The organism is Parasynechococcus sp., assembly GCF_045559935.1.
Lineage (GTDB): Bacteria > Cyanobacteriota > Cyanobacteriia > PCC-6307 > Cyanobiaceae > Parasynechococcus.
On sequence record NZ_JBJLJL010000008.1, the window covers coordinates 797804 to 814288 of the forward strand.

At 64.7% G+C, this 16485-nt stretch carries 14 protein-coding genes and 1 pseudogene; 8 read left to right on the forward strand and 7 right to left on the reverse strand.

The annotated features are described in order from the left end of the window. Positions 1 to 16 precede the first annotated feature (16 nt). Together ACJ0G7_RS08580 and ACJ0G7_RS08585 are read right to left on the reverse strand one after the other, a co-directional pair. Positions 17 to 1567, reverse strand: coding sequence for an ArnT family glycosyltransferase (locus tag ACJ0G7_RS08580; RefSeq protein WP_407395744.1), 1551 nt, complete (start codon positions 1565 to 1567; stop codon positions 17 to 19). 307 nt (positions 1568 to 1874) lie between these two features. Next, complete coding sequence (locus ACJ0G7_RS08585; RefSeq protein WP_407395746.1) at positions 1875 to 3407, reverse strand: DUF2079 domain-containing protein; 1533 nt, start codon at positions 3405 to 3407, stop codon at positions 1875 to 1877. A 318-nt stretch (positions 3408 to 3725) separates the two neighbouring features. Between ACJ0G7_RS08585 and ACJ0G7_RS08590 the strand changes: the two genes are divergently transcribed. The 5 genes and pseudogenes from ACJ0G7_RS08590 (at position 3726) to ACJ0G7_RS08610 (ending at position 10980) form a co-directional block, all read left to right on the forward strand. Beyond that, complete coding sequence (locus ACJ0G7_RS08590) at positions 3726 to 5297, forward strand: iron uptake porin (protein WP_407395748.1); 1572 nt, start codon at positions 3726 to 3728, stop codon at positions 5295 to 5297. Between the two features lie 207 nt (positions 5298 to 5504). After that, positions 5505 to 7175 (forward strand): iron uptake porin, encoded by a 1671-nt coding sequence (locus tag ACJ0G7_RS08595; RefSeq protein WP_407395750.1) that lies wholly within the window; start codon positions 5505 to 5507, stop codon positions 7173 to 7175. A 107-nt stretch (positions 7176 to 7282) separates the two neighbouring features. Continuing rightward, a pseudogene (cysK, locus tag ACJ0G7_RS08600) lies at positions 7283 to 8252 on the forward strand (cysteine synthase A). Further along, positions 8249 to 8914: a J domain-containing protein gene (locus tag ACJ0G7_RS08605; RefSeq protein WP_043693154.1), complete on the forward strand. Its 666-nt coding sequence runs from the start codon at positions 8249 to 8251 to the stop codon at positions 8912 to 8914. Before cysK ends, ACJ0G7_RS08605 begins: the two are co-directional and overlap by 4 nt. Beyond that, on the forward strand, positions 8911 to 10980 hold the full coding sequence (locus tag ACJ0G7_RS08610) for a phospholipid carrier-dependent glycosyltransferase (protein ID WP_407395752.1): 2070 nt from the start codon (positions 8911 to 8913) through the stop codon (positions 10978 to 10980). The genes ACJ0G7_RS08605 and ACJ0G7_RS08610 overlap by 4 nt, the downstream gene beginning before the upstream one ends. Here ACJ0G7_RS08610 and ACJ0G7_RS08615 read toward each other — a convergent pair. Next, a complete protein-coding gene (locus ACJ0G7_RS08615; RefSeq protein ID WP_407395754.1) occupies positions 10959 to 11210 on the reverse strand; it encodes an NAD(P)H-quinone oxidoreductase subunit O in 252 nt (83 codons plus the stop codon). The two genes, ACJ0G7_RS08610 and ACJ0G7_RS08615, sit on opposite strands and share 22 nt — an antisense overlap. 96 nt (positions 11211 to 11306) lie before the next feature. Here ACJ0G7_RS08615 and ACJ0G7_RS08620 point away from each other — a divergent pair, with 96 nt between their 5' ends. After that, the gene (locus tag ACJ0G7_RS08620; RefSeq protein WP_043693148.1) at positions 11307 to 12215 is read left to right on the forward strand and encodes a TIGR01777 family oxidoreductase; all 909 of its coding nucleotides are present in this window, start codon (positions 11307 to 11309) and stop codon (positions 12213 to 12215) included. On the opposite strand, the gene ACJ0G7_RS08625 is transcribed toward ACJ0G7_RS08620, so the two are convergent. From ACJ0G7_RS08625 to ACJ0G7_RS08640, 4 genes are read right to left on the reverse strand one after another with little or no spacing between them, the layout of a single operon-like run. After that, entirely contained in the window at positions 12163 to 12435 is a 273-nt protein-coding gene (locus ACJ0G7_RS08625; RefSeq protein WP_186484284.1) for a hypothetical protein, read from the reverse strand. The two genes, ACJ0G7_RS08620 and ACJ0G7_RS08625, sit on opposite strands and share 53 nt — an antisense overlap. Beyond that, positions 12432 to 13601: a lipid-A-disaccharide synthase-related protein gene (locus ACJ0G7_RS08630; RefSeq protein ID WP_407395756.1), complete on the reverse strand. Its 1170-nt coding sequence runs from the start codon at positions 13599 to 13601 to the stop codon at positions 12432 to 12434. The genes ACJ0G7_RS08625 and ACJ0G7_RS08630 overlap by 4 nt, the downstream gene beginning before the upstream one ends. Before the next feature lie 38 nt (positions 13602 to 13639). Continuing rightward, complete coding sequence (locus tag ACJ0G7_RS08635) at positions 13640 to 14059, reverse strand: hypothetical protein (RefSeq protein ID WP_043693138.1); 420 nt, start codon at positions 14057 to 14059, stop codon at positions 13640 to 13642. Between the two features lie 55 nt (positions 14060 to 14114). Next, positions 14115 to 14507, reverse strand: a complete 393-nt coding sequence (locus ACJ0G7_RS08640; protein WP_043697030.1) for an iron-sulfur cluster assembly accessory protein — start codon at positions 14505 to 14507, stop codon at positions 14115 to 14117. Positions 14508 to 14578: 71 nt separating this feature from the next. Here ACJ0G7_RS08640 and zds point away from each other — a divergent pair, with 71 nt between their 5' ends. Both zds and ACJ0G7_RS08650 read left to right on the forward strand, forming a co-directional pair. Continuing rightward, the gene (gene zds / locus ACJ0G7_RS08645; RefSeq protein WP_043693134.1) at positions 14579 to 16045 is read left to right on the forward strand and encodes a 9,9'-di-cis-zeta-carotene desaturase; all 1467 of its coding nucleotides are present in this window, start codon (positions 14579 to 14581) and stop codon (positions 16043 to 16045) included. A gap of 2 nt (positions 16046 to 16047) precedes the next feature. After that, the gene (locus ACJ0G7_RS08650; protein WP_186484281.1) at positions 16048 to 16485 is read left to right on the forward strand and encodes an SRPBCC family protein; all 438 of its coding nucleotides are present in this window, start codon (positions 16048 to 16050) and stop codon (positions 16483 to 16485) included.

The following is a 16485-nucleotide window of genomic DNA, read 5'->3' on the forward strand; positions in this document are numbered from 1 at the left end:
TGCAATCGGGGTCAGGCTACCGGCAGCGCGCCAGGGCCCAGTCGCCATCTCTGAAGGAAACCACGCAGTTCCCGCGTGATTTCCGGGTGAGGATCCAACCCGCATCACCGTTGCGTCTCCGTCGGATCCGCTGGCGGGCGTACCAGTTCAAGCTCGGCCGTTCGTCATATCCCTGCAGCTGGACCGGTTGCCCCGGGCTGAGACGACTCAGGGCTGCCACGGGGCGGACGGACCAGGTCTCATTCAGTTCCCAGAGCCACAGCGGCGAGCTGAACAGCAGAGCCAGAGCGATCACGCTGCCGCTCACCAGGCTGATCAGGCCGCGTTGCCGTTGCTGCCGCTGGGCAGACTGCAGCCACCAACCGCCACATCCCCAGCCCAGACCGGCTGCGATGGCCAGACCGCGAAAGGGAGCCAGCCCGGCCCCTGCCGGCGTGAAGCTCACAGCCGTCGCCATCAGCAGCAGCAGGCCCAGCAGCATCCACATCGCTGGAATGCGCAGCAACAGCCGGCGGAGGGGAACCTGCTGATCGGTGCGCTCCACCAGCCAGGTGAGCAGGGGGGCACTGACCAGGGCGAAGGGCAGCCAGAGGGGATGGCTGTACCAGGGGAGCTGGGTTTTCAGCGGCAGGATCGCTCCGGCCAGAACCACAAGGGTGGTGAGACACCAGCGTCCCCAACGGCTGCGACGCTCTTGCCAGGCCCAGAGCAAGGCAGGCGGAAACAGCAGCAGCCAGGGCCAGCCTCCTTCCAGCAGTTCGATCAGCGGGACGCGCCAGCGCAGGTCGCTGCCCTCACCGGCGTCGAGCAGCACCCGGCCAGCGCCGTCGCCCCCCCACATCCAAAGGGCGAGGGCCCCGCGGTTGTGGGCATGCCAGAGATGCCAGGCGATGCCGGGGAGAAGGCCAGTGAGAAGGCCGGTGACGGCGGCCCCGACCCGACACTGACGCCATTCCATTCCCAGGGCCGCCGCTGCCAGGGCGGCGGCGGCCATCGGTATCAGCAGAGGTGCCTTCAACAGCAGCATGGCGCTGCCCATCAGTCCGGCGGTCAGTCCCCACCAGCGGTCGCCGCTGCGACCGTTCAGGCTGGCGCAGGCCAGCCAGAGCAGAGCCATCGCCGAGAGCTGGCTGCCATCGAGCATGGCCAGACGTCCGTGGCGAGCGATCGGCAGCAAGGTGAGCAGGAGAGCTCCAGTGGCCAGGGCACTGCCGCGATCACCGGGGCGCAAGCGCCACTGCAGCAGGCCGCCGAGGGGCACCACCAGGCTGGAGAGCAGGGCCGGCATCAGTCGCACCAGGCCTTCCGGGGGAAGCTGGTCGCCTGGAGTCGACAGCTGGATCACTGCGCCGATCAGGCTGTGCAGGCCAGGGGCCTTGTTGAGATAAGGCTCACCCCAGAGGGTCGGCAGCAGAGCAGCTTCTCCCTGGCCTTGGCTGAGTTCCAGGGCCACCCGCGCCACGGTGCCCTCGTCGAAATCCCGCAACGGCTGATCTCCCAGACCGATCAGGGCGAGGCCGGCTGCCACCAGGGCCATCGCCAGCAGGCCGGGCCAGGGAACGCGCACGGAATCAGGGCATGAACGCATCGTCGCCCCGATGACAGGCCGATCTGGTTATTGTCTCAATGTTCGGGGTGCAGCTCTGTGAATGTGTCGGTCCTCCTTGAGTGACAGGTGCGTTCGAAGGCAGAGCCGGCATTCACAATCCTTCAGGAGGAGGTGTCCATGAGTTCCAGTTGTTTGACCCAGGGTCTGCTGATCGCGGAGAACGCCGGCTGAACGGCACCGTCCTCTGACTGATCATCCGGTTTCGCGGCAAGAGCGGACCCGGCGAGAGCCCCCGACCGGTTCACCGGTCGGGGGCATCGTTTTTTCAGAGATCGCGAGGATCTGCGGGCATGGCCCGGGAGAGGCGCTCGTCCAGAGCGGTTTCAAGGTCGGGTCGGCGCTGACCGTGCCGTTCCAGAACGACGACGCCATCGCTCAAAGCCTGCACGGCATAGGACGCGCGGTGATCGCTGATCCAACGCCGGCTGTTGCGCAGCTGACGCCAGTCGCCCCTGAAGGCCACGCCGTACCGCTCGAGCAGATCCAGATCAACGGCGATCCAGTCCACCGGATGGGCTGTCCTGTCGCGATCGAGATAGTCCGTCGTGAAGGGAAAGCGCACCAGCACTTCGCGCCTGGCCAGCAACGGCACCAGGGGGGTATTGGCGGCGGCGGTTGCCTCCGGCGGGATCACAGCCACGGCAGCCCGGGCTGCGATGCCGTGACGCCACTGCTGCAGCGGAGAGCTGTAGATCCAGGGGTGAATGCTGTCTGGAATGGCAAAAGAGAGGCTGCGGTGAGGGTTGCTGCTGATCGTGAGCAGCAGCGAGAGCGCCAGGCAGCAGCCCCAGGCCAGGCGGGTGCGGCGACCGGGCACCGGATCTCGGCGCCGTTGCCACCAGAACATGGATCCGAGCGCAAACCCCGGTACCACCAGCAGGGTGTAGCGGATGGTGATCGACAGAGGGTCATTGGCGCCCTGAGCCAGGAACAATCCCAGCAGGCAGGGCCCGGCCAGCAGAACGGTGTCGAGGCTCAGCAACGGGACGAACAGAAACGGCAGCGCATGCCCCAGCAGATACAGCAGTGTCTGACCTGGAGGGTCGATCAGTTGCTGCAGGAGCAGCAACGGCTGGCTGATGATCCGCTGGGCCACGCCGAGACTGCTGCTGCCCTCGTTGGCGCTGTCGCCGAGGTACTGGCCGAAGTTCTCGACCATGAACCGTTTGGCGTTGTCGTCTGAGAACAACGGCATCAGAAGGTTGGTGCAGATCAGCACCCATCCGCCGCCCCAGATGATCAGCATCAGCGCCATCGGCCAGCGTCCGCGGTGCCGGATCAGCACCCAGAGGCCCACCGCCACGAGCAGAACGCCCGTGTCCTCACGGATCAGTGGAATCAGCAGGGCGGACGTCGCGATCAACCATCGGCGTCGCTCGAGCACGCCCAGCATCAGGGCGAAGACGGCCAGGGGCAGCTGGCACAGATCGGTGAAATTGCCGAGTGTTGGTCCGATCAGGGCGTTGCCGGCGAAGTAGCCGTAGCCGATCCAGTTGGCGGTGCGTTCCGGGAGCTGCCGGCAGGCGAGGCGATGCAGCACCAGTCCTGCCGCTGTGATCAGTCCCACCTGGACGATGGGAAGCGCGGCACCGCCGATCAGTCCGAGCAGAGGAGCCCACAACAGCAGCGTGGGGGTGAAGTGTTGTCCCAGCCGTTCGTAATCCACGGATGGCAGCTCCCCGCCTTGCCCGACGCTGGCTGACAACTGAGACGACAGCGTGCTTTCAAAGGGATGCCCTTGAAGGGTGTTCCACAGCACCTGCTGGAAGATGCCTTGGTCGTAGCTGGCCAGCAGCACCTGGGATCTCCAGCCCTGCAGGGCCAGGCAGAGGAGGGCGAACAGGCCGGCTGCGATCTGGATGGAGCGCAGTTTCCGGGAACGGTTGATGGTGTCAGCGGTGGATGACGTGATCAGAAAAGCTGAAACGCAGAGTTTGTCTGTTCCCTAACACAAACATTTGTGAAGTTTTTGGTAGCGCAACGAACCATTTTTCGCAATTTCGGTAGCCGATTGCACATGTCGGCGTAAAGACCGGCACATTGTTACGTGGTTAACGCGAGGTAAACGGCACCATCCGTTTGGGACATTGTCCCCTTTTCCGTGTGAGGACCCACCATGAAGCTTTTCCAGCAACTGCTGGTGGCTCCGGCAGCTCTCGGCCTTTTGGCCCCGGTTGCCGCCCATGCAGCAGATTTTGATCTGTCCGCTGTTGCCGACTACTCCCCTTCCAAAAAGGAGCAGGTCACCAGCGTCACTCAATTTTCTGACGTCTACCCGACCGATTGGGCCTACCAGGCTCTGAGCAACCTGGTTGAGCAGTACGGCTGCGTTGCCGGCTACCCCAACGGCACCTTCCGTGGCAACCGTGCCATGACCCGCTACGAGGCTGCAGCGCTTCTGAACGCTTGCCTCGATCGCATCACTGAGATCACCGACGAGCTTCGTCGCCTGATGAAGGAGTTCGAGACCGAACTCGCCATCCTGCGCGGACGCGTCGATGGCCTTGAAGCCCGCGTCGGCGAACTGGAAGCCACCCAGTTCTCCACCACCACCAAGCTGAAGGGTTCGACCCACTGGGTGTTCGGTGCAGCCAAGTACCACGGCAAGCGCAGCGACTTCAACGCCGCGACCAACGGTGGTACCTCCTTCAGCTATGACCTGCGTCTGGCTCTGGAGACCAGCTTCACCGGCAAAGACAGCCTGGTGACGCGTCTGCGCTCCGGCAACATGAACAATATCTATGGCGGCGCCGGCGTTGGCCTGTTCGGCCAGGAATACGGAGTCGACACCGGCAATGCCGTGGTCATCGACCGTTTGTTCTACAGCTTCCCCGTCGGCGAAGACTTCACCGTTGTTGCTGGCCCTCGCGTCCGTATGGACAACATGCTGCCGGTGTGGCCCAGTGCCTATCCGTCTGACATGACGATGGACTTCTTCACCTACGCCGGTGCACCGGGTGCTTACAACCTGGCTCTCGGCGGTGGTGCAGGTGTGTGGTGGAAGCCCGGCGACTTCAGCATCTCCACCAGCTACCTCTCGGCTAACGCTGAGAGCAGCTGCCCTTCCACCGATTGTGAGTACGGCGGTGGTATCGGTACAGATGCTGCAGCCTTCAGTGCCACCACTCAGATCGCTTACGCGCCTGAGAACTGGGGTGTTGCTGCTGCCTACACCAAGGCATCCGGCACCAATGGTGTTGGCCTGTATTCCGGCAACGGCACCAGGGGCGCTGTTGCCCTGTCCCTCACCGACGGTCAGACCGACTCTTACGGTCTGAGCGCCTGGTGGATGCCTGAAGAGTCCGGCTGGATTCCCTCCATCAGCGCTGGCTGGGGCCTGACCGACATCTCGGACAGCACCCTCGGCTACGTCAAGAGTGCAACCACCCAGTCCTGGTACGTGGGTCTGGAGTGGAGCGATGTCTTCCTGGAGGGCAACTCCTTTGGTATCGCCACTGGTCAGCCCACCTTCATCACCGACATCGACGTCAACAACAAAGATGACGAAGATGACTACCTGGCAGGTGGCGGCTTCGCCTGGGAATTCTTCTACAAGTTCCAGGTCACCGACAACATCACTGTGACTCCCGCGATTCACTACCTGAGCAAGCCGTTCGCCAACACCCAGCGTGGCGACAATGGCCTCAACGCCATGAGCGGTCTGGTCAAGACCACCTTCAAGTTCTGATCCAACGTCGTTTGGAGCAGACCTGCAAGGTCAACCCCACCCACCGCTTCGGCGGTGGGTTTTTTATTGCCATACCGCCAGAGTTAAAAGGTTAAGAGGTAGTAATGGACACAAACTTTGGCGGCCTCCTGTTCAGAGTTTTCTCCCGCAAGTATTTTTTTAGAGGACTTCCTGTCCAAATCCCTCAATTTTGGTGTGAGGAATCTCATGAAACTCTTCCAGCAACTGCTGGTAGCGCCTGCCGCCCTGGGCCTCCTGGCCACTGGCGTCAACGCCGCCGACCTGAACATCAACGGTGTTTCCGACTACTCGGATACCGAAGAGCAGGTCACCAGCATCACCCAGTTCTCTGACGTTTATCCCACGGACTGGGCTTACCAGGCTCTGGCCAACCTGATCGAGCGCTACGGCTGCGTCGCCGGTTACCCCAACGGCACCTTCCGCGGCAACCGGGCGATGACCCGCTACGAGGCGGCTGCCCTGCTGAACGCCTGCCTCGATCGCATCACCGAGGTGACCGACGAGCTGCGTCGCCTGATCAAGGAATTCGAAAAGGAACTCGCCATCGTCCGCGGCCGCATCGACGGTCTTGAGGCCCGCGTCGGCGAACTGGAAGCTACCCAGTTCTCCACCACCACCAAGCTGAAAGGTAAGGCCAACTTCGTTCTGGGTGCCACCAAGGCCAAGGGCGACAACTTCAAGACCTCAGCCGATGCCGAGCGCGGCGAGCGCGATGCGTACAACGCTGAATACGGTGCCTTCTCCTTCTCCTATGACCTGCGTCTGGGCCTGAAGACCTCCTTCACCGGAAAGGATCTGCTGTTCACCCGCCTGCGCGCTGGTAACCAGGGCGACGACAGCGTCTGGGACGGCAATGGTGTTGCTTTGAACAAGCTCGACACGGCAGCCCCCGGCGGCAACGCTGTTGAGATTGATCGCCTGTACTACCGCTTCCCCCTGGGCAGCAACTTCAAGATCCAGGTCGGTCCTCTGACCCGGAACACTGAGATGATGGGCTACAAGGCTTCTGCCTACGCCAAGGGTGGTCAGAAAGTTCTTGACTTCTTCGGTGGCTCCCTGGGTGTTCCCGGTGTGTGGAACAAGGAGACCGGTGGTGGCTTCGGTGCCATCTACACCAACAAGAAGCAGGTCGAGAAAGGCGACGCCTACTGGACCGTTGCTGCGAACTACGTGTCTGACTCCGGTGAGGCCAATGACAGCAACCCCAACTCGGGTGGCTTCATGACCGACAATTCCGAAGCCAACTTCACAGCACAGGTGGCCTACGGCCACAAGAAGTGGGGTGCAGCTCTCGGCTACCGCTACGGCCAGTGTGGTGCCAAGTTCCGGACGGCTACCGAGTTCACCAAGGGCGACAAGTTCGGCACCCCTTGCACCGTGGACGATGCTGACGGGGTTGAGGTGCGCTCCGAAGCTTCCAGCAACAGCTTCTCCTTCAACGCCTTCTGGCGTCCTGAAGAGTCCGGCTGGATTCCTTCCATCAGCGCCGGTGTCGGCAAATCCTGGCTCACCGGCAACGGCGACTGGGAAGACGCCCAGGCCAAGCGCCGTTTCGCCAGCTGGATGGTCGGTCTGACCTGGAACGACGTGTTCCTGATGAAGAACGCCCTCGGCTTCGCCGTTGGTCAGCCTCAGTTCACCTACGTGGTGGACTACGACAACGACGACGACTTCGTGGCTGATGGCGGCTACGCCATGGAACTCTGGTACAAGTTCCAGGTGACCGACAACATCTCCGTGACTCCCGCCGTTTACTGGCTGTCCCGCCCCTGGGGTGATGACACCCAGAACTACAACGGCGACTACAAGTCCCTGGGCGTCTTCGGTGGCCTGGTTCAGACCGTCTTCAAGTTCTGATTCGCCGGCCTGATCTCGATCAGGCCTCGAATCTCTCCTCACGCAACCCAGAGCCCCCCGCCAGGGGGGCTTTTTTTGTGTGCCGCTCCCCGGCAAGCTGCCGTTGTATGGCCATCGCCCCTGACATCACCGCCCTGATCGGCGGCACTTCCGCTGGTGAGGCTCAACCGCCTTCCGGCGCAGTTCGGCTGTCGGGCTGAGCTGCTGGCCAAGCTGGAAAGCTTCAATCCCTCGGCGTCCGTCAAGGACCGCATCGCCAGCGCCATGGTGCTGGAGGCCGAAGCCAACGGCACGATCCAGCCCGGCCACACGGTGCTGGTGGAGCCCACCAGTGGCAACACCGGAATCGCCCTGGCGATGGTGGCTGCCGCGCGGGGCTACCGGCTCATCCTCACCATGCCGGATTCGATGAGCACCGAACGGCGGGCCATGCTGCGGGCCTACGGCGCAGAGCTGCAGCTCACCGATGGTGCCGAAGGCATGGCGGGTGCGATCGCCCTGGCCCGCGAGCTGGTGCAGGAGATTCCCGAGGCCTATCTGCTGCAGCAGTTCGACAATCCGGCCAATCCTGCAGTGCATGAACGCACCACTGCGGAGGAGATCTGGCACGACTGCGATGGTGTGATCGATGGCTTTGTGGCGGGGGTGGGCACCGGCGGCACGATCACCGGATGTGCACGCCTGCTCAAGCAGCGATCTCCGCAGCTGCGGGTGGTGGCGGTGGAACCGGCGGCCAGTCCGGTGCTCTCCGGTGGGCCTGCCGGCGCGCATCGCATTCAGGGCATCGGAGCGGGGTTCATCCCCGCGGTGCTCGAGCGCGAACGGATTGATGAGATCGTCACCGTCTCCGACGATGAGGCGATGGATGTCGGCCGTCGTCTGGCCCGCGAGGAGGGGCTCCTCTGCGGCATCAGCAGTGGTGCCGCCGTCGCCGCCGCTCTGCGCATCGGGGCGCGCTCCGACATGGTCGGTTGCCGGATCGTGGTGATGCTGGCCAGTTATGGCGAGCGTTATCTGTCCACGCCGATGTTCAGTTCCGGTTCGGTGCTGCCGGCGCGCCGGGATGGTCAGCTGTGAGGGATCCCTACGACGAGCTGGGGGTGAGCAGTCATGCGAGCGCCGAGGAGATCAAGGCTGCTTACCGGCAGCTCGTGAAGCAGCATCATCCGGATGCCGGTGGGGACGATCAGCGCATGCTGGCTCTCAATGCCGCCTGGGAAGTGCTCGGCGATGCGGAGCGGCGTCGGGCGTTCGACCGCAGTCGGGCGTCGCGAACGACGGCAGCGTCGCAGGATCTCAGCCAGGCCAGACGGGCCCATGGCCAGGGAGTCAGTGCCGATGATGCGCTTGTGGAATGGCTGCGACGGGTCTACAGCCCGATCGACCGTCTGCTTGGAGAGGTGATCAATCCCTTTCCGGCACAGCTCAAGGCCCTGGCAGCGGATCCCTATGACGACGCGTTGATGGAGGCCTTCTGCGCCTATCTGGAGCGCAGTGTTCAGAAGCTGGAACGGGTCAAGACGCTGTTCCAGACCCTGCCCACACCGGTGTCGGCGCGTGGGTTCGGCCTGAGTGTGTATCACTGCTTCTCCGAGGTGGAGGACGCTCTGCAGGAGCTGGAGCGCTACACGATGGGCTACGTGGACAGCTACCTGCGGGATGGTCGAGAGATGCTGCGCGAGGCGAAGCAGCGGCGCAAGCGGCTTCAGGATGAGCGGCGTCGGCTCGAGATTTCATGACGGTGCGCTGGCGTTTCTGGGCTGCGCTGCTTCTGATCTGGCTTCTGGCCACCGGTGCTGACCGCCTCTGGTGGGAGCTGCAGACCGGGCTTCCCGCATGGGATCAGGCCGACTATCTCAACAGCGCGCTGGATCACGGCCGTGCCATCGGGGTGCTTCCCGGCGGTGGTTGGCAGGGCTGGAATGCCTTGCTGGATCTCTCCCCCAAGATTCCGCCTCTGGCCTCTTTGGTGAACGGCAGTGTGATGGCCCTGAGTGGGGATGATCCCGCGGCTGCCGCCTGGAGCCTCAGCCTCTGGCATGGTCTGCTGCTGCTGGCGGTGGCCGGCTGGGGGCGCCGTTTGCAGGGCGACGGGCTGGCGCTGCTGGCCTGCGGCCTCACCGCGATCGCACCGGCTCTGCTGGATCTGCGCACGGATTATGTGCTGGAGATGCCCCTGGCAGCGATGGGGACCCTTGCGCTGTGGCGGCTGAGCTGCTGGTGTGATCCCAGGCGGGGTGGTCGCTGGGGCCAGGCGCTGCTGGCCACGGTCTGTGCGCTGGCGGCGGTGCTGATCAAGCAGAGCGCGTTGCTGCTGCTGGTACCGGCTGGTCTCTGGGCGGCCGGTGTCGCCGTTCGTCGCCGAGGGCGCTGGTTGCGTCAGGGGGTGCTGCTGCCCGTGCTGACGCTGCTGATGATCGGCCCCTGGTTGCGCCACAACTGGATCACCAGCCTCGGGGGGACGAACCGGGCGGTGTTCGAATCCGCTGCCCGGGAGGGGGATCCCAACCCCTTCTCGATGGAAAGCCTGTCGTTCTACCTGCGTCTGCTGCCGGAGCAGCTGGGTGTTGTTCTGTTGGTGGTGGGCCTGGCGGGGCTTGTGCTGTGGTGGCTTCAGCGCCATCGCTCTGCTGCCGATGAGGGTGGTGCGGATGACCCCTGGAGCTGGCGCTGGCTGGTGATCAATCTTGTGGCCGCCTGGCTGCTCACCAGCCTCAGTCCCAACAAGAGTGACCGCTACATCACGCCGCTGTTGCCCACCCTGCTGCTGCTGCTGGCCCGGGGCTGGTGGCAGTGGGGCCGGCTGCTGCGCCAACGCGCGTCCTGGGCGGCACCCGTGGCTCTGATCTCAGGGCTGCTCGCCTGCCTGCCGGCGGGCATGGCCTTTCAGCTGGATCGCTTCGAGGATCGGCCGCGGGGTCCGCTCGAGGCTCTCGTGCAGGCCGCGGGTGGCGGCGATCCAGCGCAGTCAGCGCGCACGTTGATCGTGGTGCCCAGCACCTCCGACCTGAACCAGCACAACGTGAGCTACTACGGCAGACGCCATGGCGGGCAGCTGGTGGGCCGGCAGATGGGCAGCAGCCGAGATGACGTGGGGCCAACCCTGCGGGCGGCGCAGTGGGTCGTGCTGGCGGAAGGGGGGCAGGGATCGGTGCGCAAGTCGGCCCGTCGCCTCGATGAAGCGGTGCGAACCAGTGGCGTGTTCAGGCAGGTGGGTGCATTCGAGCGGCCCAAGGGAGGTAGCTACTCCCTCTGGACACGGCGCAGCGATCGACCGGAGGGAGTCGGTTTCGCGGCACGCTTTCCAGCTCTCGCTGCGGGGCTGGCGGCCGGACCGGCCGGGCTGGAACCGGTGTTTGCCGCGGTGGGCCAGGAACACATGCTCGATGGCCACTTCAGTTACCGCGCCACGGTGCGCCGGCAGGCGGAACAGCAGCTGGCGCAGGATTCAAGCGATCCTCAACCCCACTGGAGCCTGGCGCTGCTGGCGGTGCTGGCCAACCGACCGCAGGAGGCGGCTGCTCATTTCGCGGCTCTTCAGACGTTGCTTCCCGAGAATCCATGGCCGGCTGCCTATCGCAGCGTGGTGCTGCTGGCCGGCTGGGATGCCTGGGCGGCGTCGTCTGTGGCGGATGCCGCCCATCAGCAGACACCGGATCCGTTGCTGCTTGCCCTGGGAGATCTCAGCGCCGTTCTTGGTGGGGCGGTGTGGCGTGCACCCGCTGCGATGCAGTCCCTGCCCGAGGCCATTGATCGCGTGGAAGACGCCCTGGCGCCTGTCGATCAGGAACAGGCCTCCAGCTGATCCATGCGCAGCCAGGTGTCGGGCACCGGGCGGTTCCAGCGCACCTGGCCGTGATCACCTTTCACGAGCAGCAGTTCCCCCGGCCCTTCGAAGATGTAGTCGGGCGCGGTGGGGTCGCTGGCGGCTGCTTCCAGGCTGCTGTCATAGGCCTTCCGGTTCACCCGCACCAGGGCTCCCTTGCGCAGGGCCGCCGGCTTGGCCTTCGCAGGGGCGGCGTCGGTGTCAGCCATCGTGAAGAGCAATGCTTGTCCAAGGCTAGAGCCCGTTCCCGCCATCACTGACGCGGGTCGCCCCACCTAGCCTCGCCGGGTTTCTCGCACTGCACCATGCGCCTGCTGCTTCTCGGCTGCACCGGTCTCGTTGGCCGGGAACTGGTTCCGATGCTGCGCCAAGCCGGTCATCAGCTGACTCTGGTGAGTCGTCAACAGCGCCAGGAGCCTGCTGCGGAGTGGCTGCAGCTGGATCCCGCCGACCCTCGATCCTGGCAGGATCAGTCGCTTCTGCAGGCTCTGTCGCAGGCGGAGGGCGTGGTCAATCTCGCCGGGGAGCCGATCGCTGAGAAGCGCTGGACGCCGGCCCATCAGCGCATCCTGGAAACGAGCCGTCTGGAGACCACCAGGCTGCTGGTGGAGGCGATTCAGGCGTCTCCCACACCGCCGCAGGTGCTCGTGAATGCTTCGGCCATCGGCTACTACGGAACCAGTGTTTCGCAGCGATTCGTCGAATCCAGCCCGGCCGGTGACGACTTCCTCGCCTCCCTTTGTCGCCGCTGGGAGCAGGCCGCCCTGGCTGTTCCGGATGGAACCCGCGCGGTGACCGTTCGCATCGGCATCGTCGTGGCCCCCGATGGTGGTGCCCTCGGCAAGATGCTGCCGGTGTTCCGGGCCGGCTTCGGTGGACCGATCGGCAGCGGCCGTCAGTGGATGAGCTGGATTCACCGCAGTGATCTGTGCGCTCTGATCCTTCGGGCGCTTGAGGATCCGAACTGGACAGGTGCTGTCAACGGTGTGGCGCCCCAGCCGGTGTCGATGACGGAGTTCTGTCGTGAGCTGGGCCGCAGCCTCGGGCGTCCCAGCCTGTTGCCGGTGCCAGCTCCGGTTCTGCAGGTGTTGCTCGGAGACGGAGCCTCGGTGGTGCTGGAGGGTCAGCAGGTCGGCTCCGAACGCTTGGAGACCCTCGGCTTCAGTTTCCGTTACCCCGATCTGCCGTCTGCACTCGCCGCTGCCACCAGCTGACGATCCCACTGATCAGCGCCGCCATGATCAGCAGGCTGATGGCTGGCGTGAACAGCGGCTGCCAGAGCTGCTGGAACAGATCCATGGCCCGATCCCGTCCCTGGCTCTGGGCGACCACAGCCACGGTGAAGAAAACGGCCCCGGACGCCACCAGCAGCACATTCAGCATCAGCAGTCGGTCGAGCCAGCGTTTCCAGAGCGGTTCCGTTGGGGCACTCATGACAGCAGCGCACTGATGGCAGCTGCCATCCTCCGACCACCGCCGGCCGCACCGAGGCGCCGTTCGGCCTCCTGCCTGCACTGGCGCTGCAGCTGCTGATCCGAGCGGCAGCGTTCGAGCAACTGCAACGCCAGCTGCGCAGACGCCTGGAGGTTGCCAAGGCTGCCGGCGTCCCCGGGGGCACAGAACACGGTGGGGCCCAGCAGACGCCGCTGCGCCTCCGCGAAGGCTGCGGTGAACTGCGGGCCGCGGCCCGGCAGCTGCAGCACCGGCCGGCCGAGCCCGACCGCCTGTTCCGCGGCGGTGCCCGCCATGCAGATCAGCAGATCACTGCTCTGCAGCAGCGCCTGAAAGGCATCGCGCCGCACGTGGATGGTGGCGCCATCGCGATGGATCAGTCGATCGCCGCTCTGCTGCCAGCCGGCGGAATCGGCGAGCCGGCCCAGGGCGTCCGCCTCCAGACTCGGCACCAGGGCCAGGTCCAGACTCAGCTCCCCTGACACAGGCAGCTGTTCGGCGACTGCCAGCAGCAGCCGCAGGTTCTCCTCCAGCTCCGGCCGGCGACTGCCCGGCAGCAGGCCGATGCGTTGCATTGCAGCGGGCAGCGGCGGCACCGGGGTCAGCACCGGATCCATGAAGGGATTGCCGAGAAAGCGCACCGGTCGTCTCAGCTGCTGACTGAGATCATCCGCCGTGAGCTGATCGCGGCTGAACACGGCCAGGAATCGAGGGGTCGCCAGCAGTTCAGCGCAGGGCCAGGGCAGTCGCAGGCGTCCTTCGTAATGGCTGGAGTACGCCACCAGATAGGTCGCCGCCGGACGTCTGCACAGCCAGGAGGCGATCACTGGAATCACATCTCCCACCACCACGATCAGATCGAAGCGATGAGCCCGGCGCAGCAGCCGCAGCAACTGCTCCAGCAGGTGGAACAGTTGTCCCTGCATCAGTTCCGTCAACCGTCCGCGCAGGCTGGTGTAGCCGATGCCGCCGGTGCTGAATTCGCGGGTGCGCCCCAGCAGGGGAATCCCTGCTGTTCGGTAGGAATTCCCCTGGCCAACCAGCGGCAGGGCCTGAACCTCATGGCCCTGCTCGGACAGAGCACGGCCCAGCAGAGCACCGGAGAGATCCTCGCCATGGCCGTTGCTGAGCAGAAGAAGACGCGCCATTCACCGCAACCAGCTGATGGGGACGGGGAGGTCGTGAGTCAGAGATTCAGCCAGGTCTTCACCTTCTCGAGGGAGGTCCAGTTCGGGCGACGCTGCAGGCCGTCGTCCAGGGCTGTTCTGAGCTCGTCCGAGATCTGCGGTGCCATCGTCAGCACCTGCTGCACCACCTGCACGTGCTCCCGCACGCCTTTGGATTCCGTCTCCAGCAGCGCCAGACTCAGATTCACCCGGGCCTGTGGGTCCTGAGGGTTGAGCTTCACGGCGAAGCGGGCTGAGCGCAGGGCGTCCTCCGGCAGGTCGCAGAGCAGCTGCAGCCAGGCCAGACAGGTCCAGCCAGCGGATTGACGGGGTGCCGCCTCGGTGATCCGGAGAAAGTCCGGCAGGATTTCCGCGGCGCTGGCCCCCGCCTGATATCGGGCCATCGCCTGCTCGAACAGACTCTCCTGGCTGGATTCCATCGACGGGCAGAGGGGTGGTCCTGTTCAGATTCCCATGCGGCTCAGACCGTTCGGCTCAAACGGCGAAGGAGCTGCCGCAACCGCAGGTCTGGGTGGCATTCGGATTGGTGAAATTGAAGCCTCCGCCGATCAGTGCGGTGCTGAAGTCGAGCTGCATGCCGTAGATGTAAAGCAGACTCTTGGGATCGCAGATCACCCGGAAGCTGTGGCCATCGGGGGTCTCGTAGTCGTAGGACTCGTCGTCCTCGAGGGTGTCGGAGGCGGGCACGAAATCCATCGTGTAACTCATGCCGCTGCAGCCGCCGGAGCGCACGCCCACCCGCAGCACCTTGTTGTCGCCCTGCTCTCCGCAGAGTCTCGCCAGCTGTTGCATGGCCGTCGCCGTGATCAGGATGCCCTTGCCGTCCCGGGCGGTGTGGGTCGGCGCATCGGTGGGGGTGGTGGTCATCATCGCCGCGGTCGCGTGCCCTCACTCTATGGAGCCTCATTCATAGAGTCGCATCAGTTGCGCGCAACCAGGTGCAGGTCGCGATAGTCGGTTCCGGTCTCGCGGGCCTGTCCGCTGCGGTGGATCTTGTGGAGGCCGGCCATGAGGTGAACCTCTACGAGGCCAGACCGTTCATGGGCGGCAAGGTGGGCAGCTGGGTGGACGAGGGCGGCAACCACATCGAAATGGGGTTGCATGTGTTCTTCTTCAATTACGCCAATCTCTTTGCGCTGATGCGCAAGGTGGGCGCGTTCGACAACCTGCTGCCGAAGCAGCACACCCATCTGTTCGTGAACAAGGGCGGCGACCTGCGGGAGCTGGATTTCCGCTTCCCGATCGGTGCACCCTTCAACGGGCTGAAGGCTTTCTTCACCACCCCTCAGCTCAGCTGGATCGACAAACTGCGCAACGCCCTCGCCCTCGGCACATCCCCGATCGTGCGTGGTCTGGTGGATTACGAGGGGGCGATGCGCACGATCCGTGCCCTCGACTCCGTGAGCTTCCAGGACTGGTTCGTCGGCCACGGCGGCAGCCCGGAGAGCATCCGCCGCATGTGGAATCCGATCGCTTACGCCCTGGGCTTCATCGACTGCGAAGCGATCTCGGCCCGCTGCATGCTGACCATCTTCATGATGTTCGCGGCCAAGACCGAGGCCTCCAAGCTGAACCTGCTCAAGGGGTCGCCGCATCGCTGGCTCACCGGTCCGATCCTGGAGTACATCGAGGCCCGAGGCGGCCGGCTGCATCTGCGTCATCGCGTCAAGCAGGTGATGTTCAGCGAGGCGGAGCATCCCGAAGTCACCGGCCTGCAGCTGGGCACTCCGGAGGGCGACATCACCGTCGAGGCGGATGCCTATCTGGCGGCCTGCGATGTGCCCGGAATTCAGAAGCTGCTCCCAGAGGCCTGGCGCCGCTTCCCTCAGTTCGAGGCGATCCACCAGCTTGAAGCGGTTCCGGTGGCCACCGTGCAGCTGCGCTACGACGGCTGGGTGACGGAACTGGGCGAGGAGCACGAGAGCCGCCGAAGGGATGTGGGCCAGCCGGCGGGCCTCAACAACCTCCTCTACACCGCCGATGCGGACTTCAGCTGTTTCGCCGACCTGGCCCTCGCCAGCCCCGAGGACTACCGCAAGGAGGGAGAGGGTTCCCTGCTCCAGTGCGTGCTCACGCCCGGTGATCCGTGGATCCCGAAGAGTGTTGAGGAGATCGTCGCCCACACCGACCGTCAGGTGAGGGAGCTGTTCCCTTCGGCTCGCCATCTCCAGCTCACCTGGAGCAACGTGGTGAAGCTGGCCCAATCGCTGTATCGCGAGGCCCCGGGGATGGAGCCCTACCGGCCTGAGCAGCGCACCCCGATCGGCAACTTTTTCCTGGCCGGCAGCTACACACGACAGGACTACATCGATTCGATGGAGGGGGCGACGATGAGCGGTCACCTGGCTGCCGCCGAGATTCTGCGCAGACCGGCGCAGCTGGCCACCAACGCAGCGGTGGCCTGACGATGGGACGCTGGCTGGAACACACCGTCACCACAGAGGTCCAGGCTCCAGTCGACCGGGTCTGGGCCGTGTGGAGTGATCTTGAGGCGATGCCGCGCTGGATGCGCTGGATCGAATCCGTGAAAACGCTGGATGATCCGGAGCTCACGGATTGGACCCTGGCGGCCCAGGGCTTTCGTTTTCACTGGAAGGCGCGCATCACCCAGCGGGTGGAGGCTCAGCAGCTTCACTGGGAATCCGTCGGTGGTCTGTCCACCAAGGGAGCGGTGCGCTTCTACCCGGAGTCCGTCGATCGCACCGTGGTGAAACTGAGCGTCACCTATGAGCTCCCGAGGGTCTTGGCACCGTTGATGGAGCCCAGCATCCTGGGGGGAATCGTCACCAAGGAGCTGCAGGCGAATCTTGACCGCTTCCGGGACCTGGTGGAAGAACGCGCCTGA

Bases quoted from the DNA above. Each gene is read 5' to 3' on its own strand.
- ACJ0G7_RS08590 (WP_407395748.1), top strand. From the start codon at position 3,726: ATGAAGCTTTTCCAGCAACTGCTGGTGGCTCCGGCAGCTCTCGGCCTT.
- ACJ0G7_RS08595 (WP_407395750.1), top strand. From the start codon at position 5,505: ATGAAACTCTTCCAGCAACTGCTGGTAGCGCCTGCCGCCCTGGGCCTC.
- ACJ0G7_RS08610 (WP_407395752.1), top strand. From the start codon at position 8,911: ATGACGGTGCGCTGGCGTTTCTGGGCTGCGCTGCTTCTGATCTGGCTT.
- ACJ0G7_RS08615 (WP_407395754.1), bottom strand. From the start codon at position 11,210: ATGGCTGACACCGACGCCGCCCCTGCGAAGGCCAAGCCGGCGGCCCTG.
- ACJ0G7_RS08620 (WP_043693148.1), top strand. From the start codon at position 11,307: ATGCGCCTGCTGCTTCTCGGCTGCACCGGTCTCGTTGGCCGGGAACTG.
- ACJ0G7_RS08625 (WP_186484284.1), bottom strand. From the start codon at position 12,435: ATGAGTGCCCCAACGGAACCGCTCTGGAAACGCTGGCTCGACCGACTG.
- ACJ0G7_RS08630 (WP_407395756.1), bottom strand. From the start codon at position 13,601: ATGGCGCGTCTTCTTCTGCTCAGCAACGGCCATGGCGAGGATCTCTCC.
- ACJ0G7_RS08635 (WP_043693138.1), bottom strand. From the start codon at position 14,059: ATGGAATCCAGCCAGGAGAGTCTGTTCGAGCAGGCGATGGCCCGATAT.
- ACJ0G7_RS08640 (WP_043697030.1), bottom strand. From the start codon at position 14,507: ATGACCACCACCCCCACCGATGCGCCGACCCACACCGCCCGGGACGGC.
- ACJ0G7_RS08650 (WP_186484281.1), top strand. From the start codon at position 16,048: ATGGGACGCTGGCTGGAACACACCGTCACCACAGAGGTCCAGGCTCCA.